This window comes from Ruegeria sp. CK3 (assembly GCF_056536565.1).
Genome location: NZ_JBQFPV010000010.1, coordinates 250,403 through 274,761, shown reverse-complemented (window position 1 = coordinate 274,761; position 24,359 = coordinate 250,403). Strand labels below are relative to the sequence as shown.

Genomic DNA, 24,359 nt, shown 5'->3' with positions numbered 1-24,359 from the left:
CATTGCCGCGCTTGATCCCTCAGACCCCAACTACCAAGACGACCTGAACGCGCTTGAGGATGAACTGCGTGACGCCGAAACCTATGAAGAGGCACGTGACGACCTGCGCGCGGATGTAAGAGACTTGAGAGTGGATGCACTGGTCGCGGAGAAGGAGGCAGAACATGCCTTTTTCGAGGCTTCAAAAGGTGCCACGTTAACGAAACAGTCTCTCTCTGAATTCCATTCGAACTTGCAGCTTCCTCTGCCGGGTAGGTAGGTTCAGCATTCGGGGCATGTTTTGACCTAGGACTTAACTGCAATTGCGGCTTGCCTAGACTGGGTGAGCCGCCCATATCTATGTCATGCTTCGCTTAACTCCGATCCTTCTGGCGATTGCCTATGGCCTTGTGATGTACCGGATTTCCATCTGGCGCACCCATCGTGAGTTGGATCAGAAGTCGACCGAACTGGCTGACCCTGCCCTCAAAAGGATGACAGACAGGCTGGCCGCTGCTTTGAATATCGCGCGGGTGCCGGTCTATATCTACGAGATTGATCCGGTGAACGGCTTGGCGGCTCCGGACGGGCGGATATTCATCACGCGTGGGTTTTATCGCAAGTTTCGCAACGGTGAGGTCTCGGCCGAGGAAATGGCCAGCGTGATTGCCCATGAGCTTGGTCATGTGGCCTTGGGGCATGCGAAGCGGAGGATGATTGATTTCTCAGGCCAGAACGCAATGCGGACCGCGTTGATCATGGTGTTGAACCGGTTCATTCCCTTCATCGGGGCCATGATTGCGAATGCGCTGACCTCCCTGTTGGCGTCGCGTTTGTCTCGGCAGGATGAGTATGAGGCCGACGAATATGCCGCCGCCTTGCTGACCAAGGCCGGGATTGGGATCGCGCCGCAGAAATCTCTGTTCCACAAGTTGGAAGACCTGACGCAGCAGCGTGCCGGAATTGTGCCTGCGTGGCTGATGAGCCATCCAAAGACGGATGAGCGGATTGCGGCGTTGGAGGCTTTGGAGCAGCGTTGGGCGCGTGGCTGAGGGTGCGCAGCGAGAGGCCAGCCTCGCCGCCATTGGCGCTCGAACCAATGGCGCACCAATGGCGGCTCTCCGGGATATTTTTAGACAGATGAAGCGGAAGCCCGTTTAGGTGGTCAGGGCTTTGCCCAAGCGCGGCAGACGGGCTTTTTTCATCAGGGCGCGCGGGGTCCATTGATCGCCGGACAAACGGTTGGCCTCAGACAGGACATGGGTCGCGATATCGCTCATGCCCTCGGGATCTGCCAGCCAGAATCCGTGCAGCAAGCCGTCGGGATCGCGGCGCTCAAGGCCTTCTTCCGACAGGATATTTCTTGGGAAATCCTTGGCGTTTACCGTGACGATGACATCGGCGGAGGCGTCGATGGCCGTGGCCAGCACGTGGATATCAGCGGCATCGGGCAGCCAGAGGCGCTGTTCAAGGCCTTGCTTGGCGGTACGCTCGGCATTTGGCCATTGCGATTGGGCAAGGGCGATTTCGGCGCGGGCCTGAGCCTCACCCGTGGGGCCCAGTTTTCGGGCGGCGCGGGCCCATTCTTCGAGGATACGGGCCGACCAGATCGGGGTGAAATGGCCCAGTCTGGCCGCGCCCAACAGCATTTCGCGCATCACCGTGGGGTAGATGACGCAGGTATCCAGGACCGCGATCACAGCCGGTAGAACACGGCTTTGAGGTACCCGCTTTCGGCCAGTTGCGGCAGTTGCGGGTGGTCGGGTCCGGCAAAGCCGGTGTGGATCAGTTGCGCCTGCCGCCCTGCCCGTCCGATCCCACGCGAGGATGCGTCGCGGAAGCGGCCCAGATCTGCGGCATGAGAGCAGGAGCAGAGGCCCAGATAGCCGCCTTGTTTAACAAGTGGGGCGGCGAGGCGAGCGATGCGTTCATAGGCGCGCAGACCGGCGTCGAGGGCTTGTTTCGAAGGCGCAAAGGCGGGCGGGTCGCAGATGACGACATCGAACTGCGCGCCATCTTCGCCAAGTTGCGTCAGCACATCGAAAGCGTCGCCTTGGCGGGTCTGGAACCGGTCAGCACATCCGCTTGCCTCAGCCCCTTTTTCGGCAAGATCCAATGCAGCGGCAGAGCCATCGACGGATAGCGCCTGTGCCGCCCCACCTGCCAACATGGCGAGGCCGAAGCCGCCCACATGGCTAAACACGTCCAGCACTTGAGCTTCGGGAAGCACCAAACGCGCCGCAAAAGCATGGTTCGGGCGTTGATCATAGAACAAGCCGGTTTTCTGACCGCCAGTCAGGTCGGCCATGTAGGTCGCGCCGTTCATGGGCACAGGCAGAGGCGCGTCTGGCGTGGTTCCGCGCAGGGTTTGGTTGACATCGTCCAACCCCTCCAACCCGCGGGTCCGGCCCGAGGCGTTTTTCAAAACCGTTGTCACGCCGGTCACCTTGACCAGCGTGTCGGTCAGCACCTCCAGATGCGCTTCGGCCCAGGCCGCGTTGGGCTGGATCACGCAGGCATCGCCAAAACGGTCAATGATCACGCCGGGAAAACCATCAGCCTCGGCGTGGATCAGACGGTAGTATGGCGCGGCAAACAGGCGTTCGCGCATCTCAAGCGCGCGGCGCAGGCGGGTCTCGAACCAGTCCGCGTTCAGATCGGCCTCAATATCGCGATCCAGAACGCGACACATGATCTTCGACTCGGGGTTCACCGCGACTAGAGCAATCGGCGCGCGTTTGTCATCCTCAAGCACGGCCAGCGCCCCGGCAGGGATTTTGCGCGTGCGCCGGTCAGTGACGATGTCATTGGCATAGACCCATGGGAACCCATGGCGCAGCCCGCGCGCATTGGCTTTGGGTTTCAGGCGGATACGGGGACGGTCTTCGGCTTGGGTCATGACCGCCTCATAGTCGCGAACAGCCCCAAGGAAAACCCCCTAGCGCGGGCGAGAGCGCCAGCCGCCGCGCCGCTTTGGCGCTTGGGCGGCCTGCAGCCCTTCGGTCATCACCTGAGTCATAGGATGATCCGCCTCCTGCGCGGAATAGGCCGCGTGCAGATCGGCCAGAGCCTGTTTCTGGTCCACGCCATCGGGCAGGCTGAGCGCCCAGTCCAGAAAGATGCTGCGGCATTCGGGCATGGCGATGCCGTCGATGTTATACGCCTCGCGGATCAGGCCCTTGGGGTCGTTTGGATCAGTGCTGCGCGCCATCTTCGTCCTCTTTGATTACGCTGCCGATGACTTCGGCGGCGATGGAATAACTGTCCTGCAATGCGGATTGCAGCGCTTCGACCTGTTCGAACCCGGTGGCGCGGCACAGGAAGGCCGCTCCGCCCTCGCCGATTTTGTCCGCCTCGATCACCTTGCCCGAAAGCAGCCGCGCCGCGCATTGTACCGACCAGCATAGATCGTAGCTGTCCTTCAATGTTTGTGCCTGCGCGACATCCAACAAACCCGCAGCGACCGCCCCGTCGAGGCCAGATATCACATCCCGGTTTGCGAGGCCTGCCATCAGTGCTCCGGTCTCGGCCATCAACTCGATATCCATCATCCGGCCCGGGCCGTTCTTGGCATCCCAAACGCCCGCCGGCGCCTTGGCCGCTGCCAGACGTGTCCGCATTTCGGCCACTTCGCGCAGAACCTTGTCTGCCGCCCGAGGGCGCGACAACAGCTCGGTGCGAAAGGCTTCGATGTCCTGAGCCAAGCCCGAGTCTCCGGCGACGACATGAGCGCGGGTCAGGGCGAGATGTTCCCACACCCAGGCCTCTTCCTGCTGGTAATGCGTAAAACTGGCCCAACTGGTGGCCACCGGCCCCTGATTGCCCGAAGGGCGCAGGCGCATGTCGACCTCGTAAAGCCGCCCCTGAGACATCGGCGCCGAAAGCGCCGTGATCAGTGCCTGCGTGAACCGTGCGTAGTAGGTGCGCGTGGCCAGCGGACGGTGTCCATCGGACATGTCCTGATCGAGCGGATCGTAGATCAAGATCATATCCAAGTCAGATTGCGAGTTGATCCGCCCTGCCCCCAGCGACCCCATGCCCAGAATGGCCGCTCCGCGCCCCGGTGCCGGGCCGTGTTTTCGTGCGAAGGTTTCCGTCACATACGGTAGGATCGCGGCGATCACGGCTTGCGCAAGCTCGGCATATTGTCGGCCCGCTTGCGTCCCGTCGATCAGGCCTCGCAGGTGGTGAACGCCAATGCGGAAGTGCCATTCCTTGCACCAGCGCCGCGCCAGATCGAGTTGCGTTTCATAGTCGGCTTCCTGCGCCAGTGCCTCCACCAACTCGGCTTGCAAAACCTCCAAACCGGGCCAATCGCTGAAGAAACTGCCTCCGATCACCGCGTCAAACACCGAGGCGTTGCGCGACAGGTGTGACGCCAGCGCATGCGAGGTGCCTACGATGTCGATCAACAGGTCGATCAGATGCGGATTGGCCTCAAAGAGCGAGAACAACTGAACACCCGCAGGCAGGCCTGCGAGAAAGCCATCCAACGCCAACAGGGCCTCATCGGGTTGCGCGGTTTTGGCAAGGCGCGAGAGGAGCTCGGGCTTCAACCGGTCGAAGATGCGCCGCCCGCGTTGGGACCTCAGGGCCGGATAAGTGGCCCAGCGGGCGAGGATATTTTGGTCGAACGTCACCTCAGGTGCTGGCGTCGGCGCGGGCCCTGCACCCGGTGCAAAGAAGCCTTCGGTCAACTCATGCACTTCGGTCAGGCGACGGGTCAGATCCCTGGTCAGATCGTCGCTACTTAGACCCATCAGACAGGCGACCCGTTCGATCCCATCGTCTGATTGAGGGACCTTGTGGGTCTGAGCGTCGTGGATCATCTGAATGCGATGTTCGACCTCGCGATGCGCGCGATAATGATCGGTCAGCTTTTCCGCAACCTCTGCCGGCACCCAGTCCTTTTGCGCAAGAGCCGCCAGTCCGGGCACCGTTCCGCGCACGCGCAGATCGGGGTCGCGCCCCCCTGCAATCAACTGCCGGGTCTGGGTGAAAAACTCGATCTCTCGAATACCGCCCTGACCCAGTTTCATATCATGGCCGGGGATCGAGAGACTACCGCCGGTCCCTTTGTTTTCACGTATGCGCAGGCGCATGTCATGGGCGTCCTGAATAGCGGCAAAGTCCAGATGCCGACGCCAGACAAAGGGTTTCAGGGTGTCCAGAAACCGCCCTCCGGCTGCCAGATCCCCCGCGCAGGCGCGCGCTTTGATATAGGCGGCCCTCTCCCATGTGCGGCCGAGGCTTTCATAGTACCGCTCTGCCGCCTCCATCGCCATGCAGACCGGGGTCACCGCCGGGTCGGGCCGCAGGCGCAGATCGGTGCGGAACACATATCCGTCGGCGGTTTTGTCGCTGAGCGTGGAGCAGAAATTGCGCGTCGCCCGCACCATCCCGTGCCGGGCTTCGTAGAAATCATCCGGGTGAAAACGTGTTTCATCAAACAAAACGATCAGGTCGATATCCGAGCTGTAGTTCAGCTCATGCGCGCCCATCTTGCCCATCGCGAGAATGACCATCCCGGCAGCGGTTTCGACATCATCCTCGGACATTCCAGGCAGCTTCTTGCGACGGATCAGGGCGGCAATCTCGGCCTTTGCGGCCACATCCGCCGCCAGTTCGCCAAAATCGGTCAGCGCTGCTGTGACCTTTTCCAACGGCCAAGCGCCTGCGATATCGGCCAAAGCGGTCAGTACCGCCATCCGCCGCTTGGCCAGCCTTAACCCCGGCTTGAGCTGATCCGGCGCCAGGGTACGCGCGGCCTCCATCACCTCTGCCAAGGCGTTGTCAGGCTGGTGCATGGCCTGCGGCAGCCACTCTTTCTCTTGCTCGATCAGCCCCTTCAGATACGGGCTGGACCCGGCGGTTCCGGCGATCAGATCGCCTTGCTCAGTCGTCAGGTCGGCAAGCAAAGCGCGGGTTTCGTCGCCCAAGGATTGGTCGAACGCGCGCGGCAGACGGTTGATGGTCAAACTCTCAGTCATACCCGGACCGTGCGCACCGCTGGGCGGCAAGGTCAATGCGGCAAACGCATTATTCCTGTTCGACCGGGGTGTCCTGACTGAAACTGTTGATCCAAGCGCCTGCCCGACGCTCCCAAAGGGAAGATATGAGCATCGCCTCCCACTCCTCCGCGCCTGGTCGCACATAGTCAGCCCGATAGGACAGCAATACGATATCCGGGGTCAAAATCCGCAAGCGCTCTTCGCTCAACTTGAACTCCGCCATTGTCGGAGCTTCAGCGAACTGCCCGACATGGTCGTCCCGATTTGCAAAGCCCGAGGGGTAGACACCCAAGAAATCAGCGCTCAGAAGCGCCCTGTCAGCGTGGGCGTCGCCTGTTACCAAAGCAGACCATACCTGCTTTTCCAGCTCCAAGATCTCTGCAAGCGCCGGTGCGGTTGTGTTCTCAATCATCATGCCCGCACCCTGCTGCCCGAGGCCTGCGCCGTCAACCAAATCCGAAGATGTAAATCTTTTTCACATCGACCCCTTGCAACCCCGCAAGCGCTCCCCATCTAGATCATGTGAAAGGAATTTACATCAACCCCAGGAGAGACCACATGACCGCATTGTCCGAACCCGCCGCACCCGCAAATCCGGGGTGGCTCTATCGTGCCGAGGCTTGGATGGACGACAAAGGCAAAGGCGCCTGGATCGCCGCCATGGTTCTTGGGTTCATCTTCTTCTGGCCCGTGGGCCTCGCCCTTCTGGCCTATATGATCTGGAGCAAACGCATGTTCAGCAAGTCCTGCAGCCGCCGCAAATCCTGGCACAGTCACATGAGTGCAATGAAGCCATCAGGCAACAGCGCCTTCGACGCCTACAAGGCCGACACCTTGGCCCGTCTGGAGCGTGAACAGCAGGATTTCGAAGCCTTCTTGCGCCGCCTGCGCGAAGCCAAAGACAAAGCTGAGTTTGACCAGTTCATGGATGAACGCGCCCGTGAAAACCACGAAGACGACGCCAAAGGCGAACCGGCCTGAATTGACTTGCCCTGTCCCGACCATTCGGGACAGGGTAACACGACCTACCCTTTCGGAAACCAGACCATGAACCACCTGCCCGATCCCGATACTCAACCCGAGTTCTACCAATCCGTCGCAACCAAGCGCTTTGTCGCATGGTTGTTCGACATCGCCTTTATCTCACTTCTGTGCATAGTCCCCGTCTTCCTGACCATCGGTGTAGGTCTGTTCTTCCTGCCGCTGATCTACGCCGTGATCAGTTTTGTCTATCGGGTCATAACGATCTCGAACGGGTCTGCCACGCTTGGCATGCGGTTCATGGGGATCGAGCTGCGCGACGCGTTCGGTGAACGTATGGATATGGGCAAAGCAGTGGCCCACACGGCCGGATACTTCCTCAGCATGGCGTTTTTCGTGGTTCAGATCGTGTCTGTCATCATGATGCTGACCAGCGCACGCTGCCAGGGTCTGACGGATGCCTTCCTTGGCACAGTCATGATCAACCAGCGGGCCTGAACGCGACACACTTGAATCACTTGGCGGCTTGAAAATCCGTTGCTATCATCCGGTCCGAGTCTACATGGGACCTTCATGCGACACACGCTGCCAATTGCGCCACAATTCTATGTGACGGCCCCCCAGCCCTGCCCTTACCTTGAGGGCAGGATGGAGCGCAAACTCTTCACCGCTCTGCAAGGCGCAGGCGCGGATCAGTTGAACAATTCGCTGTCCCAACAAGGGTTTCGCCGGTCGCAGAATGTCCTCTATCGTCCGTCTTGCACCGATTGTGCCGCCTGCCTTTCCGCCCGGATCGACGTCTCGGCCTTCCGCCCGACCAAAAGCCAGAAACGCGCCGCCAAACGCAATGGCTATCTGGAGCGCCGCGCAACCTCGCCCTGGGCCACCGACGACCAGTACGAGCTGTTCCGACGCTACCTCGATACTCGCCACGCCGATGGCGGCATGGCCGATATGGACGTTTTCGAGTTCGCCGCGATGATCGAGGAAACCCCGATCCGCAGCCGCGTCGTGGAATATGCCGACCCCGAGACCGGAAACCTGATCGCCGTCAGTCTGACCGATGTTCTGGATGACGGCCTCAGCATGGTTTATTCCTTCTACGATCCAAACCAGCCGCAGAACTCCTTAGGCACCTACATGATCCTCGACCATATCGAGATCGCGCGTGAGGCTGGCCTGCCCTATATCTACCTAGGCTACTGGGTCCCGGGCAGTCCGAAAATGGGCTATAAAGCCAAGTTCTCGGGGCTAGAGGCCTATGTTCAGGGACGCTGGGAGAAAATCTCCAACCCCGAGGCTTTCGCAGATGCCTCGCACCACCCTCTCGCCTCGGCCCCGATAGCTGAGCAAGTGGCAAACATCCAACTGCCTGACCGCCACCCCACTAAAGGCTGATCCTTTCATGAAACAGAGCCTGCACGCTGTCACCCTTGTGGTGCCTGATTACGATGCTGCGATCAATTTCTACACCAAAACGCTAGACTTCACTCTTTCCAAGGATATTGATTTGGGCAGCGGTAAACGCTGGGTCCTCGTCACGCCGCCAGATTCGGGCGAGGCCTCCCTACTCCTTGCCAAAGCCGACGGTCTCGAACAAGAGGCCGCTATCGGCAACCAAACCGGAGGTCGTGTTGGGTTCTTTCTAGAAACCGATGACTTCCATCGCGATCACGCAGCAATGCGGGCAAAGGGTGTCCATTTCGAAGAAGAGCCCCGTGTTGAACCCTATGGCACAGTCGCGGTATGGCAGGACCCTTTCGGAAATCGTTGGGACCTCATCCAGTTCGCATGATCCCGTTCATCCGGCCGAAGATAACTCTTTTAAAGTCCGCGCAAGCTCTTCGCCTTAAACCTAAAATAAGAAAGTAAAAGGGGGCCTTCCAGGCCCCCTTTTTCATTTGGACTACACTCAGTGATCAGTTCGGAATCAGATCCGGCACGATGGTCACAATGGTCGGGAAGAACCATAGGATCGCAATACCGACGACCTGAATGATCACGAACGGTACGACGCCACGATAGATATGGCCCGTCGTCACCTCTTTCGGGGCGACCCCTCGCAGGTAGAACAAGGCGAACCCGAAGGGCGGCGTCAGGAACGAGGTCTGCAGGTTCACCGCCACCATGATGGTCACCCATTTCGGATCGAACGACCCGCCATAGATCACAGGCCCAACAATCGGGATCACGATGTAGATGATCTCAAGGAAGTCCAGCACAAAGCCCAGAATGAACAGCACCAGCATCACGATCAGGAAGACCGTGAACTCGTTGTCAAAGCTGCGTAGGAACTGCTGGATGTAATGCTCACCCCCGAAGGAGATCACCACAAGGTTCAGCAGCTGCGACCCGATCAGGATGGTAAACACCATCGAGGTCACCTTCGCCGTCTCGCGCACCACGGGCGTCAGAACCCCGCTGGAGAAAAGGACCCAGCAGCCGAACAACAGACCGAACAGAGCGTACAGGTACGTCGCATAAGCCAGAATGAAGGCGATCCAGGTCTCAACCGGGACATTGCCCTGATTGATACGCAGATCGAAATTCACACCCATCAGCAAACAGATGATGACTGCAAAGGTCGACCAGATGATCACACTCCCGGACCGGCCCTGATCCTGCAGCTTGCGGTACGCAGCCAACATGATCGCACCACCGGCACCCAGTGCCGCAGCAGGTGTCGGATTGGTAACACCGCCAAGGATCGAACCCAGCACCGCGATGATCAGAACCAGCGGCGGGAACACAACTCGTATCAGATCGTTGGTGGCACAACGCGCGGCAGCCTCCTTACAGCCGTAGATCGCGATGGCGAAGGGAATCGCCAGCAACACGAATGTCGCCCCGGATGAGGTTGTTGGCTGGATGAAGAGAATATCCACCAACAGCATCAACAACAGGCCAATCGCCCCAACGATCAGAGGTTGCGGCGACCGCGAAGGCGCGATGCCACGACCCAGAACCAAGGTCAGCGCCAGTAGCACCACTACAATCGAAACGCCGGTTCCGATCGGAGCCGCATTTGCGATCTTGGCGTCACGGGCGGCGGCGAGTTCCTCCTCGCTCAGGCGCTCAGCGCTGGCAACACCACCGGCGGCGTCGATTGCCTCCTGCTCTGCCACGGCCTGATCCCAGGCGGATTGACCATGCAGCTCGATCATCGAAGCCTGACACTCAGCCGAGACATTCGTGCGCAAAGACGCGCCCTGCCCCACATCCGAGAAGGCCGAGACCGAGATGTTCTGGCTGCCGATCACACCCGCGCTGCCCAGTAGCACCGCACCGACGATGATCGCAACCGGCGCACCCAGCAGCCAAGTCAGACCCTCAGAACGGGTGATCGTCTCACCAGAGCCACCCGACAGCTCAACAGCCGGAGCCTTGTCCGGGTTCAGCAGCGCATAACCAAAGGCATATAGCGCATAAAGCAGCGCTAGCATAATCCCCGGCAACAAGGCTGCTTGGAACAAGGTTCCAACCGAGACCACCGCAGGTTCCCCCAAAAAGGTCAGCGCATCGGTACAGCCCGCCTCGACCGCACGCTCTTCCTGCGCCGTCGAATACAGGTCACCCGCCAGCGTACCCAGAAGAACAATCACGATCGAGGGTGGGATGATTTGCCCAAGTGTCCCCGAGGCCGCGATCACACCTGTCGCCAACTCGGGCGAGTAGTTGTTTCGCAACATCGTCGGCAGCGCCAAAAGGCCCATGGTCACCACGGTCGCACCAACAATCCCGGTCGAGGCGGCCAGAAACGCACCCACGACAACAATCGACACGGCCAGACCACCGGGCAGCGGTCCAAAGACACGCGCCATCGTTGTCAGCAGGTCATTGGCGATCTTGGAACGCTCCAGCGTGATGCCCATCAGAACGAACATCAACACGGCCAGAAGGGTTTCAATCGACTGACCGGCCAGAACCCGTTCGTTCATGCGGTTGACGATGAAGGAAACGTTCCGGTCCAGCGCGGTTTCCCAACCCGAGGGGAAAACCGGCTCGCCTATCCTTGGTAAGTCCGGGTATCGGAAGACCGAGACCGTGTCGGGTTTGACCCCAGAATTTACCAGGTCTCGGTAAGCTTGTGAGCCAGTGTCAATCGCCTGGTGGATCAGCAATCCAGCGCTGTCCAGCGCGGCGATGATCCCGAAGGAGATCACACCTGCCCCACCAATGGCGAAGGCCACCGGGAAGCCTGAGAGGATGCCTCCGAAAAGGCAAAAGAATACGATAATGAGGCCTATCTCGACGCCATCAAGTCCGAATAGCATTGTCTTGGTCTCCGTCCTTAATGTGCGCCTTCGTAGGCTTCTTCGCCCTCACCAAGGCTATCCTTGTCGAGGTATTTTCCGGCGCTTTCCGGCCCTTCCACGTATTCCAGATACGACCGCCACAGGAAGGCAACCGCGTGCAGGAACACCATGCCCGCAAAAATCACGAGCAGGATTTTGAACAGGAAATACGCGTTGAAACCGTTCGGGCTGAAGCCGATTGTTTCCACGTTCCACCGCAATGCGCGCGACTTGGCCACCAGCCTGTCCAGCGTGTCACTGGCCGAGGGTTTCGGCACGATCAGGTGCCGCCACATGAAGTACCAGCCATACATCCAGGTCAGTACGGCCATGGGCATCATGAACAGAACGGCGCCACACATATCAACTACGCGCTTGGCACGGTGGCTGATACCGGCATAGATCAGGTCAACCCGCACATGCCCGCCCTGCACGAAGGTGTAGGTGCAGCACAGGCAGACGACCATCGCATTATAGAGCTTCAGTTCTTCAGCAAACCAGCTGATGTCCTGATTGAAGGGAATACCCAGACCAAAGGACATATCAGGCCGGGCAAAGACACGCTGCATGAACACGATGACGATCTGCTGGATCACCATCAGCAAACCCGCCCAGGCAAAGAACCGCCCGGTCGTGTTGGCGAAGGCCTCGAGCCCGCGCACCATGCCCCACATCACGTTTCGGTAGTAGAGGCCGATGGCTGTCAGCACCAGAAACAGCGTGAAAACCACGAAGAAGAACTCGACCGAGCCTCCGTAGTAGACAAAGCGCATGATGGATTCTTTGTCGGACCAATCCAGCCACAGCTGCGGATGCGTGATCGCATATCCAAAATTATAGAAGGCTTCGGCAATGTTCTGAATGAACCAGATCAGTCCATTCCACAGGGCGCCGAAAAACGAGATACCGTTATCGTCCTGCATGTTGTCCCCGGGTCACGTCAGTTGCACTGCAAATTATAGCGGCATGATGGGTCCGCGCATATGCAACAAGAAAGGCTCCCCCGCGATTGCGGGGAAACCGTTTGGTCAGTTCACTTGGGATTAGCCGCGAACGCGGTCGCGCTGAGCGGTGTAGGCACCCGACGACAGGTTCAGCCAGCCCGAGGACGATGCCATCGACGCCATTGCGCTGTCGTGGATCTTCTTGAACAGCTCGTCGCCCATGTTCTCGTCCAGAACCTCTTGCGAAGCCTGACCGAACGCATCCCAAACGCTGTCTGGGAATTCCATGACCTTCACGCCACCCGACTGCAGACGCTGCAGAGCTGCACCGTTGTTGGCCAGGAACTGCGCTAGGTTCCACTGGTGCGCTTCGGCAGCTGCGATCTCGATGATCTTCTGCTGGGCCGGTGTCAGTTCGTCGAACACGTCGCGGTTGGTTGCCAGCGACAGACCTGCGCCCGGCTCGTGGAAACCCGCGGTGTAGTAGGTCTTGGTGATTTCCTGGAAGCCCGCTTTTTCGTCCGCCCAGGGGCCGATCCACTCGGTGCCGTCAATCGCACCCGAGGACAGCGCCTGATACACTTCCGAACCCGGAATGTTCTGAACCGATGCGCCCAGTTTGCCCAGCGCCTGGCCACCCAGACCCGGCATACGGAACTTCAGACCCTGGAAATCCTCGGGGCCGTTGATCTCTTTCGAGTACCAGCCGCCTGCCTGCGCACCGGTGTTACCTGCCAGGAAGGATTTCAGACCGAAGATCGAGCCCAGCTCGTCATGCAGCTCCATGCCGCCGTCGTGGTAGTACCAGTTCACCAGTTCCTGCGCGGTCATGCCGAACGGAACAGCGGTGAAGAAGGCATAGCCCGGGTGCTGACCCACAAAGTAGTAGTCAGCCGCGTGGTACATGTCGGCCTGACCCGACGAAACGGCGTCGAACACTTCGAACGCGCCAACCAGCTCGCCTGCAGCTTTGATTTCTACGTTCAGGCTGCCATCGGACATCGCATTGATGCTGTCGGCGCAGCGCTGCGCGCTGTCGAACACGCCGGCCAGACCACGACCCCACGAGGTCACCATGGTCAGGGTCCGCTGACCCTGCGCATAAGCCGGTGCCGCCAGTGCGGTTGCCGCAGCAGCCGAGCCGCCAAGAGCAGATTTCTTCAGAAATGAACGACGATCCATATGAGTGTTCCTCCCCTTCATAAGTCATCACCCGGAGGTGTCCGGGCCTGTCGCTTTCAATGGATCGGAGCCTAGAGGCAGGGATATGAAAGGGAATACCTACTACTGCGTAGAAACCCGAAATTCTGCCCGTTTTTCGCAGATAAATTCGGCGAAAAAGCCAGCCATCCCACGTTCGTGAGGGCATTTACCCCCAGAAACGCTCAATCTTTTTGCATTTTCGCCGCCGCTTGCGTATCGATTCGACCATGCAAAGACTTCGACATCTGGTTTCGCTGACTTATGCGCAGAAACTGTCTTTGGTTGCGGCCATCCCTCTGGTCGTTGCCGTCGCGGCCATTGCCTTTCTGGTTGCCTATCAGGCCCGTGCGACATCCGAGCGCGAAATACAGGCGCTGGAGCTACGCCTGATCGAAGCCAAGAAGGAAGAACTGAAGAACTATGTCACACAGGCGCGCAACGGGTTTGCCTATATCTACGGGCGCGCTGAACCTGACGATGATGTCGCCAAAACGCTGGTCACGCAGATCCTTTCGGCGATGATCTACGGACAGGACGGGTTCTTCTTTGTCTATGACTATGACGGTACGAACCTGGTAAGCCCCCGCCAGACACAGTTCATCAACCGCAATTGGGACGGTCTGACCGACAGCGACGGTACTCCGGTCGTGGATGAGTTCATCCGTCTCGCACGCCAAGGTGCAGGCTGGCACAGTTTCATGTGGGAAAAGCCCTCGACCGGGGAAGAGGCGCAGATGATCGCCTATGTTGTGGGCCTGCAGGATTGGCGTTGGGCCGTGGGCACCGGTGTTTTCATCGACGACATATTGGCGACCGTCGCCAATGCCCGCGCCGAGGTCGAGGACCGGGTCCAGCGCACCTTTATGTATATCGGTGCCATCGTTGTGGCCTCGGTTCTGATCGTGTTTGCCTCGGGCATGTTGCTGAACATACGCGAGCGTCGGCTGGCGGATGCCAAGCTGAAAGAGTTGACCCAGCGGGTCTTCGACGCCCAGGAAGAAGAACGCGGCCGCGTCGCGCGCGAACTGCATGACGGGATCAGCCAGATCCTTGTCGGAGTCCGCTATGCGCTGGACAATGCGCGAAGGCGCTTGTCCCGAGGCGACGACGCGGGCGCGCAGGCCCCATTGGACAAGGGCATAGATCACCTTGGCACGGCGATCACCGAAGTGCGCCGCATCAGCCGCGACCTGCGCCCCGGCGTGCTGGATGATCTGGGCCTCGGCCCGGCCCTCAAGGCGCTGACAGATGACTTCCGCGAACGCACAGGGATCGAAACCGAGTTTTCGACCGTCGTTTTCCGCAACCGGCTGGATCAGGACAGCAAGATCGCCCTCTACCGCATCGCTCAAGAAGCTTTGACCAATATTGAGCGCCACGCAGACGCCTCGCATGTTACAATCGACCTGCGCGGGCACAAGAAAGGCGCGACCATGCGGATCACTGATGACGGGCGCGGTCTGCGCTCCGAACCAGACCAAAGCGGCACCGGCATCGGGCTACGCAACATGCAGGAACGGATCGAACAGCTTGACGGCACGCTGCGTATTCTGTCATCACGCGGCCCGCATGGGGGCACGGTGATCGAAGTCAGCCTGCCCCTCAGCCACCTGCTGCCGCCGCAGGAAGACGCAACACCGAACCGAAAGGCCGGGACATGACCATCCGAGTCCTCATCGTCGACGATCACCCCATGGTGGCCGAGGGCATCCAGTCGATCCTCGAAAGCTATGATGAGATTGAGGTCGTCGGCACTCTGGGCAGCGGTCAGGCCGCCGTTGATCACGCGGCCGAGTTGGCACCCGACGTAATCCTCATGGACCTCAACATGCCCGGCCTCGGCGGCCTGAGCGCGACCGAACTGATCCTCGAACGCCTGCCCGAAACCCGCATCCTGATCCTGTCGATGCATGACAGCCCCGAATACATCTCAACTGCGCTCAGCCACGGAGCCAAAGGGTATGTGCTGAAAGACGTCCCCACGGATGAGATCAAACAGGCGATCGATGCCGTGATGAAGGGCGAACAATATCTATGCACCGGCGCCAGCGGGTCCTTGAAGCCCAAAGGCGACAGCGCCCGCGAAGCCCTTACCGGGCGCGAACAGACCATCCTTCTGGAACTGGCGCAGGGCAAATCCAATAAGGAAGTCGCTCAGGCGCTCGATATCTCGGTCCGGACGGTCGAAACCCACCGCAAAAACATCAAACGCAAACTGGGCATCTCCTCAACAGCGGGCCTGACCCGCTATGCGCTGGAACATGGCGTGTTACAGGGTACCGGCGTCGGCTTCTGAGCCACCCGCAGCGCGGCACGCGCTGCCCGGCCCAACCAGAGGAGGCGCGCCGCAGGCGCTTTGACGATGGGCGGGAGGGTTACCCGCGCGGCCTGATATCCTCACCGAAAAAGATCAATGTCCCATCCTCGTCAATGACGTGAAACTCGCGTTGCTGATAGGGCTGATCAAACGGAGGGCGCACACGTCCGTCGGGCAGATCTTCCAAACCCGGTTTGAGGCTGTCATACAGCGCATCAATCCCCTCGACATCTATGTAAAAGGACTGCTCTTCCCCCAGCAGCTTTCCATCGTCTCGCGGCGGGCATTCCAGCAACCGAATGGCCACCGGCCCGCGTGACAAAAACGCATAATTATCCTGCCGAAACCCGCAGCTGAATCCCAAACGGTCACAATAGAAATCAATCTGGTTCTGCAACGACGAACACAAAACAAACGGCGTGAGTTGCAATATACGCGCCATGCCAAAGCCCTCCCTGAATGGGCCCTAGGCTACCTGTGCCGGCAACTCAGTCCAACAATTCATCGGCCCGGCGACCCTCACGTGCGTAGTGATGCGGCAGAACCCGGCCATAGAGCTGCCGCGTCCTCTCAACCCCGCCACACATGCCTTCGGTATCCACAAACGAGAAGATGCCAACATAGCGTTTGCGCGCGCCTTCAACCGGCGCAACTCGGTGCAGGGCATAGCGACCCTTAAAAATTTGCAGATCACCGGGCTGCAAGTCGATCCGGTGAACGGCCTGCATATTGCCGTCCAGAACAGCCCTTACCGCCGAAAAATTCTCGTCGTCTGAACTGCGCAGATCCGGGGCATATTCAAACGCACCGCCTGTTTCGGCATTCTGAATAGCCAAAGTGACAGTGTAGTTGTTGGTGTCGAAATGCCAGGGAAACCCCTGCCCCTCTTCCACGACGTTGATGATGACATCCGCCAGCGGATCATCATAGCGAAAGAACCGATCCTCAGGCTCATCCAGCGCATCGCGAATGAAGGGCAGAAAGCCGTTGAACTCGTAGATGCGCCGCAGAGGACCTGACCTAGGGAAATTGTCCGCGGGCACAAACGCATTCGACCGGTCATAGAAACGACGTACCGGATGCCCGATCCCATAGCTGGTGTCATCCTTGGTGAAATAAACATTCGTACGGTTGAAAGACCGATGAGCCTTGGGCGCGACGGCATCTGCCTCTACCAGTAACTGCTCCAACCCGCCCTTATGCACAAAGCCCGGCAGAACCGCGCATCCGTCATGTTCTAGCTCTCGGCGCAGATCACCGATCAATTGGCGGTACGCGGTCGAGTCCGGACGATCAATCGGATAGCGCCCCAAATCCACGAGTTCCTGCAGCAAGGCCGACCTCCTTATTTGCCCCTCTTAGCAATTAGCCTGCCGCAGCACATGGCGCGCTTCTGGTTCATTTCAGACATCGCGTTGGCGGATTTAGACAAGTCAGAAATCCGTCAAAACACCACGCGACCCCTTCTGTTTTACCGGAAATTCCCGACATGCGGCATTTTGCGCAACAAAATGTCGCAAAATTCATCAATCCGGTCATGAAATTCATACGATTGCCTGTTGACGCTCCGTCGTGCCGAACATAATGTCCCCTGCAAGCTGATAAGGAGCCTCTGGCGATGAACACGCTAGTCGTAATCGTAGGAAACACGCGTATGGGCCGGTAACGGAAAACCACAATCGAACCCATGCGCCTCCGAAAATCTCGGGGGCTTTTTTTTGGCAAACGCAAGACACATGTCGCGAACGGAGCAAAGCAGATGACACGTGAGATGACCGGCGCAAAGATGGTGGTTCAGGCCCTCAAGGATCAGGGCGTGGACACAGTATTCGGATATCCCGGTGGCGCCGTCCTACCGATCTATGACGAGATCTTTCTGCAAAACGACATTCGCCACGTCCTGGTGCGGCATGAGCAAGGCGCGGTCCACGCGGCCGAAGGCTATGCTCGTTCGACGGGTAAACCCGGCGTTGCGCTGGTGACATCCGGCCCCGGCGCGACCAACGCGGTCACCGGGTTGACGGATGCGTTGCTGGACTCGATCCCGATTGTTGTTCTGACCGGCCAGGTCCCCACCTTCATGATCGGCTCGGACGCGTTCCAAGAGGCCGACACCGTTGGCATCACCCGCCCCTGCACCAAGCATAACTGGCTTGTGAAGGACACGGATTCGCTGTCTGAGACCATGCACGAGGCGTTCCACGTCGCCACCTCGGGCCGTCCGGGTCCGGTTCTGATCGACATTCCCAAGGACGTGCAGTTTGCATCGGGTGACTATATCGGCCCCAAGACCTCGACCTCTCGCTATCAGCCTGTTCTGAAGGGCGATCTGGAAGAGATCACCGAACTGGTCGCTGCGATAGAGACCGCCAAGAAACCCGTTTTCTACACCGGCGGCGGCGTCATCAACTCGGGCCCCGCAGCCAGTCAATTGCTGCGTGAGCTGGTGGATGCGACTGGTTTCCCGATCACTTCGACCCTGATGGGCCTTGGCGCTTACCCGGCCTCGGGTGAGAACTGGCTGGGCATGCTGGGAATGCACGGTCTCTACGAGGCCAACCTGGCGATGCATGACTGTGACCTGATGATCAACATCGGCGCGCGGTTCGACGACCGGATCACCGGCCGTATCGACGCGTTCTCACCGAACTCGAAAAAGGCGCATATCGACATTGATCCGTCTTCGATCAACAAGGTGATCCGCGTCGACATCCCGATCGTCGGCGACGTGGCCCATGTTCTGGAAGACATCCTGAAGGTCTGGAAATCGCGTGGCCGCAAGACCGACGTCGCCTCGGTCGCCAAGTGGCAAGAGCAGATTGCCGACTGGCGCAAGGTCAACTGTCTCGCCTACGCCAACAGCGAGAAGACCATCAAACCACAATTCGCGCTGCAACGCCTTGAAGAGCTGACCAAAAACCACGACCGCTACATCACAACCGAGGTTGGTCAGCACCAAATGTGGGCCGCGCAATACCTTGGGTTCGAGGACCCCAACCGCTGGATGACATCAGGCGGTCTGGGCACGATGGGCTATGGCACCCCGGCTTCGATCGGTGTGCAGATGGCGCATCCCGACGCGCTGGTGATAAACGTCGCGGGTGAGGCCTCATGGCTGATGAACATGCAGGAAATGGGCACCGCAGTTCAGTATCGCCTGCCGGTCAAACAGTTCATTCTGAACAACGAACGCCTCGGCATGGTTCGCCAGTGGCAGGAGCTGCTGCATGGTGAGCGCTACTCGCATTCGTGGTCCGAGGCCCTGCCCGATTTCGTCAAGCTCGCCGAGGCCTTCGGGGCCAAGGGCATCCTGTGTTCCGACCCCGCCGATCTGGACGACGCGATCATGGAGATGATCAACTATGACGGTCCGGTGATCTTTGACTGCCTGGTTGAAAAGCACGAGAATTGCTTCCCCATGATCCCGTCGGGCAAAGCCCATAACGAGATGCTGCTGGGCGAGGCCGAAACGCAGGGCGTGATCGATTCCAAAGGTTCGGTTCTGGTTTAACAACATTCGTCGGAATTGACCGGGCGGCCGACGCCCGGTTTTCGCAAGATGATGAAAGGGACGTAAATGTCTGCCCTACATATCAAAAAAGGCTCTACCCGCCATTCGGCCTATAACCTACGCCCGACCTTTTCGGACGTGCAGGAGCGTCATACGATTGCGGTTCTGGTCGAGAACGAACCGGGCGTTCTGGCCCGCGTGATCGGCCTGTTTTCGGGCCGTGGCTACAATATCGAAAGCCTGACTGTGGCCGAGGTCGACCACACTGGACACCTGAGCCGCATCACCATCGTGACCACCGGTACCCCGCAGGTGATCGAGCAGATCAAGACCCAATTGGGCCGCATCGTGCCGGTTCACGAAGTCCATGACCTGACGGTCGAAGGCCCCTCGGTCGAGCGGGAACTGGCGATCATCAAGGTCGTTGGCGAAGGCGACAAGCGGGTCGAGGCGCTGCGTCTGGCCGATATCTTCCGCGCCAATGTGGTCGACAGCACGTTGAACTCGTTCATATTTGAGATCACGGGCGCGCCCGACAAGATCGACGCATTTGCTGACCTCATGCGCCCGCTGGGGCTGGTCGAAATCGCAAGAACTGGCGTTGCTGCCCTGTTGCGTGGCGACTGACAACTGCAAGGTCCCGGCTGGGCATCGCCGGGACCTTTCGCTTTTTTTGGCAAGTATCCATGTGACACTTCACGCAAAAAAGCCTGCAAATTAACTGTAAAGATCACCCCCAACAGACAAATACCTATTGCCTTTGCCCCGCGCTCCACTAGCATTTCGGGTGCAACGCGGCGTGGGGAAACGTTGCTTTGGGGTCATCTTTACGATTTCGGTCACACATCCGGTCTGCCGATCTTCACCGCTGTTTTCACGACTGAAACCGCCGATGCAGGGGGAACCGATGCCAGAGGATACGCGCAGCCCGGACGAACTTCGCGCCATGTTCGGTGCAAACCTTAGACGCTTGGCACGAAACTATCCTTCAATTTCTGCATTGTGCCGCGAACTGGGCATCAACCGAACTCAATTCAACAGATATCTTGCGGGCGAGAGCTTTCCGCGCGCGGATGTTCTGGACCGGATGTGTCGCTTCTTTGATGTGGATGCCCGTATCGTTCTCACCCCGCTTGACGACATCCCGGATGCCAATACGCATCATGTGAACGCCACTTTGACACAATTCCTCGGCTCGGGCGCCCAAGCCACCCACGACTGCACCTTTCCCCCGGGGTTTTATGCGGCGACTGACACCCGTACATCCATCGTTTTGCACGCCAAACGGCTGCCGCAATGCACGTTGATCCGCGGCTTCACACCGCGCAGCGTCATGCCCGGCAGCCCATCCATGGCACGAGAGGTGCGCGGCATAGCGAGCTGTTCCGGCGATTATGTCTACATGCTGATTTCCGGTCGTAACGGCCAGAACAGCCGGGTCTATGTGGTCAGCAAGAAAGGTACCCTCTGGCAAGGCACAAGCTACACGCGCCCGGACAAAGACGGCGCGCGCCCTGTGACCCTGACCCGGCTGGGGCAGGATGCAACAGATGCGCTTGGCGCCGCACGCAAGCTGATAAGGGCCCACAGGCCCGACGAACGACGCTAGCTCGGGTTATCCTCGCAGATCAGGCGATACAGGTGCCAGCTTGCATGGCCTAAAAGCGGCAGAACCAGCAGCAATCCCAAGAACCACGGCACCATCGCGACAAACGTCAGCACGGCGATGAAAATGCCCCACCCGATCATGACCGGAAAGTTGGCCTTCACGTAAGAGAAGCTCTCGATCATTGCCGTCACAAAATCCAGCTCGCGGTCCAGCAGCATCGGGATGGATAACACGGTGATCATGTAAAGGATCGTGGCAAAGACCGCCCCTACAGCAGACCCAACGGCGAGCATCATCAATCCGTTGGACGTCAGATATACCTCGAGTGACGAAGATACGTTCGTCAGCGTCGACAGCCCCATGAACAGGGCAAAGATCATGTGACCCAGAAAGAACCAGAACAGAAACATCACCACAATGATCGCGCAGATGGAGGGCAGCTGGCGACGGCTCTGTTGCAGCACCACCCCGAATATTGCCTTGAAATCAAGCTCCTGCCCCACCTCCAGGCGACGCGACACCTCATAAAGTCCGACCGCGGCAAACGGTCCGATCAGAGGGAACCCGATCGCGGCGAGGACCAGCCAATAGCTTGTTCCCGACTGGAAGGTGACCCATGCGATGGCCCAGCCCGCCAGCACATAAAACCCCGCAAATATCAAACCGAACAGCGGCGCCCTGCGAAGGTCAACCCACGCCCGTCGCATCGCCTGTTTCAACATCCCACTGTCAACAGGACGCATCTGAGGCGCTCCGAAAGGTCTTTCCATCTGTTTCTCCTCCCCGTCTGACCCTATCTCATCGCGGGCCTTTTCTGCGGCCATGTCGTTGCCTCGTGATACGCGGCACCCATGGACAGTAGCCGCGCATCCGACCCCTTGGGCCCAAATAGCTGAATGCCCATTGGCAGGCCTTCCGCTCCGAACCCGGCAGGCGCAGCCAGACAGGGCAAGCCAATCAGGCTGACCGGCACAGTCACCTGCATCCAGCGATGATAGGTATCCATCGCCCGCCCCATGATCTCACGCGGATACGGCGTCTCGATATCGAAGGGCCAGACCTGTGCGGCCGGCAGAACCAAAGCATCATAGTCCTGAAACAGTTCAGCCGCCCGTCGGAACCACTCCGACCGGGTAACGCTAGCCTCATGCACCTGCATCGCGGATAGCATCAGGCCACGCTCCAACTCCCACTGCGCGCTGTCCTTCAAGGCCTCTGATTTGCCCTGCAAAGGCTGCAATCCCGCCGCCACGGCCCAGGACCGAAGGGTAACCCAACTGTCCCACATCTTTTCGGCATCGAAGGGCGCAGACACATCTTCGACCACTGCCCCTTTATCTTCGAAAACGCGTAGGGCATCGCGGCAAAGATCCAGAATGCTGTCCTCAATCGGAAAGGCGCCGCACCAATCTCCCAACCAGCCAATCCGAACCCCGCGAAGATCAGCGGCTTGAACGGGACTCACTTGCCCGACATCCGCGACCAAAGGTGACCGGGTATCAGCGCCCGAAATCACGTCAAGCAATAGCCCCAAATCCTCAGGGCTGCGCGCCATCGGACCCAGAGTCGACAACTGATGCAGAAACCCATCTCCAACGGGTTCCGAAGGCACCCGCCCCCAGCTTGGGCGAAATCCATAGACGTTATTCCACGCGGCCGGGTTGCGCAGGCTTCCCATCATATCCGAACCATCGGCCAACGCGACCATCCCGGTTGCCAATGCAACCGCCGCGCCACCGGACGACCCTCCACATGTACGTGCCCCATCATAAGGGTTCCGGGTCGCGCCATAGACCGGGTTGAACGTGTGCGAGCCAAGCCCAAACTCGGGCGTGTTGGTCTTACCAATCAAAATCACCCCCGCCGCGCGCATCCGCGCTGCAATCAGATCGTCCTGTTCGGGCACAAAATCGCGAAACAGTGGCGATCCCTGCGATGACACTATCCCGGCGACATTGACCAGATCCTTCACTGCAATCGGCAACCCGTGCAATGGCCCCCGCTTCGGACCCGCATCCAGTGCCGCCGCCTCGGCCATCAGATCATCCGCGTCGCGCAGGGCCACAATCGCATTGACCGCTCCATTTACGGCCCCAATACGCTCCAGCGTCGCAGCCATCACCTCGACCGATGAAACAGCACCAGATGACAGCTGATCGACCAGCGCCTTTGCGGAAAGCTGAGTGATATCCATCCGGGTTTCAATCACCTCGATCTGTTTGGTTCAAATCCAGCCTAGCCGCGCACCCCGACCAATAAAACCCATTGTTTAAATACATCTTTTCCCGAATGGCCAAGCACCACCCGGATCCCCTTCATCTGGCTAAAAATACCTCAGGGGAGTCGCGGCTTGCCGCGGCGGGGGCAGCGTCCCCTGCGCAGCCTTAGTCGCCCTGCGCCTCGGACCGGCTTTTGCCCGCCACGTTCAACGCCAGTGTCGCCGCCATAAACCCGTCCAGATCCCCGTCCAACACACCTTTAGTGTCCGAGGTCTCATGATTGGTCCGCAGATCCTTGACCATCTGATAGGGCTGCAAGACGTAAGACCGGATCTGATTGCCCCAACCCGCATCCCCTTTGGCTTCATGCGCCGCGTTGATATCGGCGTTCCGACGGTCCAGCTCTTGCTGGTAGAGTCGCGATTTCAGCGCCTTCATGGCGATATCACGGTTCTGGTGCTGCGACTTCTCGGAAGAGGTCACAACAATTCCGGTCGGGATGTGCGTGATCCGCACCGCCGAGTCCGTGGTGTTCACGTGCTGACCGCCCGCACCCGAGGACCGGTAGGTATCAATCCGAATATCGGCCGGGTTCACCTCAATCTCGATATTGTCATCGACTACGGGGTAGACCCAGACCGAACTGAACGATGTATGCCGCTTGGCCGCCGAGTCATAAGGCGAGATTCGTACCAGACGATGCACGCCGCTTTCCGATTTCAGCCAACCATAGGCATTGTGACCGGAAATCTTGTAGGCCGCCGACTTGATCCCGGCTTCCTCGCCCGCGGTCTCGGATTGCAGCTCGACCGTATAGCCCTTCTTCTCCGCCCAACGCACATACATCCGCGCCAGCATCGAGGCCCAGTCGCAGCTCTCGGTCCCGCCCGCGCCCGAGTTGATCTCGAGGAAGGTATCGTTGCTGTCAGCCTCGCCATCGAGCAGAGCCTCCAGCTCTTTCTTGGCGGCTTTGTCCTTCAGAGACTTGATCGAGGCTTCGGCGTCCTGAACAACCTCTTCATCCTCTTCCATCTCGCCCAGCTCGATCAGCTCGATATTGTCACTGAGATCGGTTTTGATGGACTCGTAGGTCTCGATCGCATCGACCAGCATCTGCCTTTCGCGCATCAGTTTCTGCGCGTTCTCGGGGCTGTCCCACAGGTTCGGATCCTCGACCCGCGCATTGAATTCCTCAAGCCGATGGGGCGCGGTTTCATAGTCCATGCGCTGTGCCAGCAGCTCCAGCGACTTTTCGATTTCCGCCACGATATTCTGGGTTTCGGCGCGCAT

At 59.2% G+C, this 24,359-nt stretch carries 24 protein-coding genes; 11 read left to right on the top strand and 13 right to left on the bottom strand.

Translation table 11 applies throughout. The annotated features are described in order from the left end of the window. Both ACR0C3_RS17205 and ACR0C3_RS17200 read left to right on the top strand, forming a co-directional pair. A partial coding sequence (locus ACR0C3_RS17205) for a hypothetical protein (RefSeq protein WP_480759621.1) occupies positions 1–259 on the top strand: 259 nt, incomplete at its 5' end. Between the two features lie 85 nt (positions 260–344). Beyond that, positions 345–1,031 (top strand): M48 family metallopeptidase, encoded by a 687-nt coding sequence (locus ACR0C3_RS17200; protein ID WP_170373962.1) that lies wholly within the window; start codon positions 345–347, stop codon positions 1,029–1,031. A 105-nt stretch (positions 1,032–1,136) separates the two neighbouring features. Here ACR0C3_RS17200 and ACR0C3_RS17195 read toward each other — a convergent pair whose 3' ends face one another. Genes ACR0C3_RS17195 through ACR0C3_RS17175 form a run of 5 tightly spaced genes read right to left on the bottom strand, consistent with a single transcriptional unit; the run spans position 1,137 to position 6,405 of the window. Next, a complete protein-coding gene (locus ACR0C3_RS17195; protein ID WP_480759619.1) occupies positions 1,137–1,679 on the bottom strand; it encodes an RSP_2648 family PIN domain-containing protein in 543 nt (180 codons plus the stop codon). After that, the gene (locus ACR0C3_RS17190) at positions 1,676–2,878 is read right to left on the bottom strand and encodes an RSP_2647 family RNA methyltransferase (protein WP_480759617.1); all 1,203 of its coding nucleotides are present in this window, start codon (positions 2,876–2,878) and stop codon (positions 1,676–1,678) included. Before ACR0C3_RS17190 ends, ACR0C3_RS17195 begins: the two co-directional genes overlap by 4 nt. Before the next feature lie 39 nt (positions 2,879–2,917). Further along, positions 2,918–3,190, bottom strand: coding sequence for a hypothetical protein (locus ACR0C3_RS17185; protein ID WP_480759616.1), 273 nt, complete (start codon positions 3,188–3,190; stop codon positions 2,918–2,920). Beyond that, complete coding sequence (locus tag ACR0C3_RS17180; RefSeq protein WP_480759615.1) at positions 3,174–5,969, bottom strand: [protein-PII] uridylyltransferase family protein; 2,796 nt, start codon at positions 5,967–5,969, stop codon at positions 3,174–3,176. Before ACR0C3_RS17180 ends, ACR0C3_RS17185 begins: the two co-directional genes overlap by 17 nt. Before the next feature lie 49 nt (positions 5,970–6,018). Continuing rightward, entirely contained in the window at positions 6,019–6,405 is a 387-nt protein-coding gene (locus tag ACR0C3_RS17175) for a DUF4440 domain-containing protein (RefSeq protein ID WP_480759614.1), read from the bottom strand. A 143-nt stretch (positions 6,406–6,548) separates the two neighbouring features. Here ACR0C3_RS17175 and ACR0C3_RS17170 point away from each other — a divergent pair, with 143 nt between their 5' ends. The 4 genes from ACR0C3_RS17170 to ACR0C3_RS17155 all read left to right on the top strand — a co-directional run bounded on the left by ACR0C3_RS17170 (position 6,549) and on the right by ACR0C3_RS17155 (position 8,766). Continuing rightward, complete coding sequence (locus ACR0C3_RS17170) at positions 6,549–6,971, top strand: DUF2852 domain-containing protein (RefSeq protein WP_170458724.1); 423 nt, start codon at positions 6,549–6,551, stop codon at positions 6,969–6,971. A 66-nt stretch (positions 6,972–7,037) separates the two neighbouring features. Further along, positions 7,038–7,469 carry an RDD family protein gene (locus ACR0C3_RS17165; RefSeq protein WP_480759612.1) on the top strand — a complete coding sequence of 144 codons (432 nt, stop codon included), beginning with the start codon at positions 7,038–7,040 and terminating at the stop codon, positions 7,467–7,469. Between the two features lie 75 nt (positions 7,470–7,544). Further along, complete coding sequence (locus tag ACR0C3_RS17160; RefSeq protein ID WP_170373969.1) at positions 7,545–8,369, top strand: arginyltransferase; 825 nt, start codon at positions 7,545–7,547, stop codon at positions 8,367–8,369. 7 nt (positions 8,370–8,376) lie between these two features. Next, positions 8,377–8,766: a VOC family protein gene (locus tag ACR0C3_RS17155; RefSeq protein WP_170766877.1), complete on the top strand. Its 390-nt coding sequence runs from the start codon at positions 8,377–8,379 to the stop codon at positions 8,764–8,766. Between the two features lie 124 nt (positions 8,767–8,890). Here the strand turns inward: ACR0C3_RS17155 and ACR0C3_RS17150 are convergent, their stop codons facing one another. The 3 genes from ACR0C3_RS17150 to ACR0C3_RS17140 all read right to left on the bottom strand — a co-directional run bounded on the left by ACR0C3_RS17150 (position 8,891) and on the right by ACR0C3_RS17140 (position 13,392). Next, positions 8,891–11,245, bottom strand: coding sequence for a TRAP transporter large permease subunit (locus tag ACR0C3_RS17150; RefSeq protein WP_170553241.1), 2,355 nt, complete (start codon positions 11,243–11,245; stop codon positions 8,891–8,893). 17 nt (positions 11,246–11,262) lie between these two features. Then, the gene (locus tag ACR0C3_RS17145; RefSeq protein ID WP_170466343.1) at positions 11,263–12,189 is read right to left on the bottom strand and encodes a TRAP transporter small permease subunit; all 927 of its coding nucleotides are present in this window, start codon (positions 12,187–12,189) and stop codon (positions 11,263–11,265) included. Between the two features lie 120 nt (positions 12,190–12,309). Beyond that, positions 12,310–13,392 (bottom strand): TRAP transporter substrate-binding protein, encoded by a 1,083-nt coding sequence (locus ACR0C3_RS17140; protein WP_170373973.1) that lies wholly within the window; start codon positions 13,390–13,392, stop codon positions 12,310–12,312. A 248-nt stretch (positions 13,393–13,640) separates the two neighbouring features. On the opposite strand from ACR0C3_RS17140, the gene ACR0C3_RS17135 reads away from it, so the two are divergent. Together ACR0C3_RS17135 and ACR0C3_RS17130 are read left to right on the top strand one after the other, a co-directional pair. Further along, a complete protein-coding gene (locus ACR0C3_RS17135) occupies positions 13,641–15,074 on the top strand; it encodes a cache domain-containing protein (protein ID WP_170466340.1) in 1,434 nt (477 codons plus the stop codon). Further along, positions 15,071–15,709, top strand: a complete 639-nt coding sequence (locus tag ACR0C3_RS17130) for a response regulator transcription factor (protein ID WP_170458738.1) — start codon at positions 15,071–15,073, stop codon at positions 15,707–15,709. Before ACR0C3_RS17135 ends, ACR0C3_RS17130 begins: the two co-directional genes overlap by 4 nt. Positions 15,710–15,788: 79 nt before the next feature. On the opposite strand, the gene ACR0C3_RS17125 is transcribed toward ACR0C3_RS17130, so the two are convergent. Both ACR0C3_RS17125 and ACR0C3_RS17120 read right to left on the bottom strand, forming a co-directional pair. Continuing rightward, positions 15,789–16,172 carry a bleomycin resistance protein gene (locus ACR0C3_RS17125; RefSeq protein ID WP_170373976.1) on the bottom strand — a complete coding sequence of 128 codons (384 nt, stop codon included), beginning with the start codon at positions 16,170–16,172 and terminating at the stop codon, positions 15,789–15,791. Between the two features lie 46 nt (positions 16,173–16,218). After that, positions 16,219–17,064, bottom strand: coding sequence for a HalD/BesD family halogenase (locus ACR0C3_RS17120; protein WP_480523345.1), 846 nt, complete (start codon positions 17,062–17,064; stop codon positions 16,219–16,221). Positions 17,065–17,489: 425 nt separating this feature from the next. On the opposite strand from ACR0C3_RS17120, the gene ACR0C3_RS17115 reads away from it, so the two are divergent. The 3 genes from ACR0C3_RS17115 to ACR0C3_RS17105 all read left to right on the top strand — a co-directional run bounded on the left by ACR0C3_RS17115 (position 17,490) and on the right by ACR0C3_RS17105 (position 20,850). Further along, positions 17,490–19,241 carry an acetolactate synthase 3 large subunit gene (locus tag ACR0C3_RS17115; protein WP_480759609.1) on the top strand — a complete coding sequence of 584 codons (1,752 nt, stop codon included), beginning with the start codon at positions 17,490–17,492 and terminating at the stop codon, positions 19,239–19,241. A gap of 66 nt (positions 19,242–19,307) precedes the next feature. Beyond that, positions 19,308–19,868: an acetolactate synthase small subunit gene (ilvN, locus tag ACR0C3_RS17110; RefSeq protein WP_170373979.1), complete on the top strand. Its 561-nt coding sequence runs from the start codon at positions 19,308–19,310 to the stop codon at positions 19,866–19,868. A 280-nt stretch (positions 19,869–20,148) separates the two neighbouring features. Further along, positions 20,149–20,850, top strand: a complete 702-nt coding sequence (locus tag ACR0C3_RS17105) for a helix-turn-helix domain-containing protein (RefSeq protein ID WP_480759608.1) — start codon at positions 20,149–20,151, stop codon at positions 20,848–20,850. On the opposite strand, the gene ACR0C3_RS17100 is transcribed toward ACR0C3_RS17105, so the two are convergent. The 3 genes from ACR0C3_RS17100 to prfB form a co-directional block, all read right to left on the bottom strand. Further along, positions 20,847–21,620: a DUF2189 domain-containing protein gene (locus tag ACR0C3_RS17100; RefSeq protein WP_480759606.1), complete on the bottom strand. Its 774-nt coding sequence runs from the start codon at positions 21,618–21,620 to the stop codon at positions 20,847–20,849. The two genes, ACR0C3_RS17105 and ACR0C3_RS17100, sit on opposite strands and share 4 nt — an antisense overlap. 23 nt (positions 21,621–21,643) lie before the next feature. After that, a complete protein-coding gene (locus ACR0C3_RS17095) occupies positions 21,644–23,044 on the bottom strand; it encodes an amidase (protein ID WP_480759605.1) in 1,401 nt (466 codons plus the stop codon). 190 nt (positions 23,045–23,234) lie between these two features. Continuing rightward, on the bottom strand, positions 23,235–24,359 hold the full coding sequence (prfB, locus tag ACR0C3_RS17090; protein ID WP_170373982.1) for a peptide chain release factor 2: 1,125 nt from the start codon (positions 24,357–24,359) through the stop codon (positions 23,235–23,237).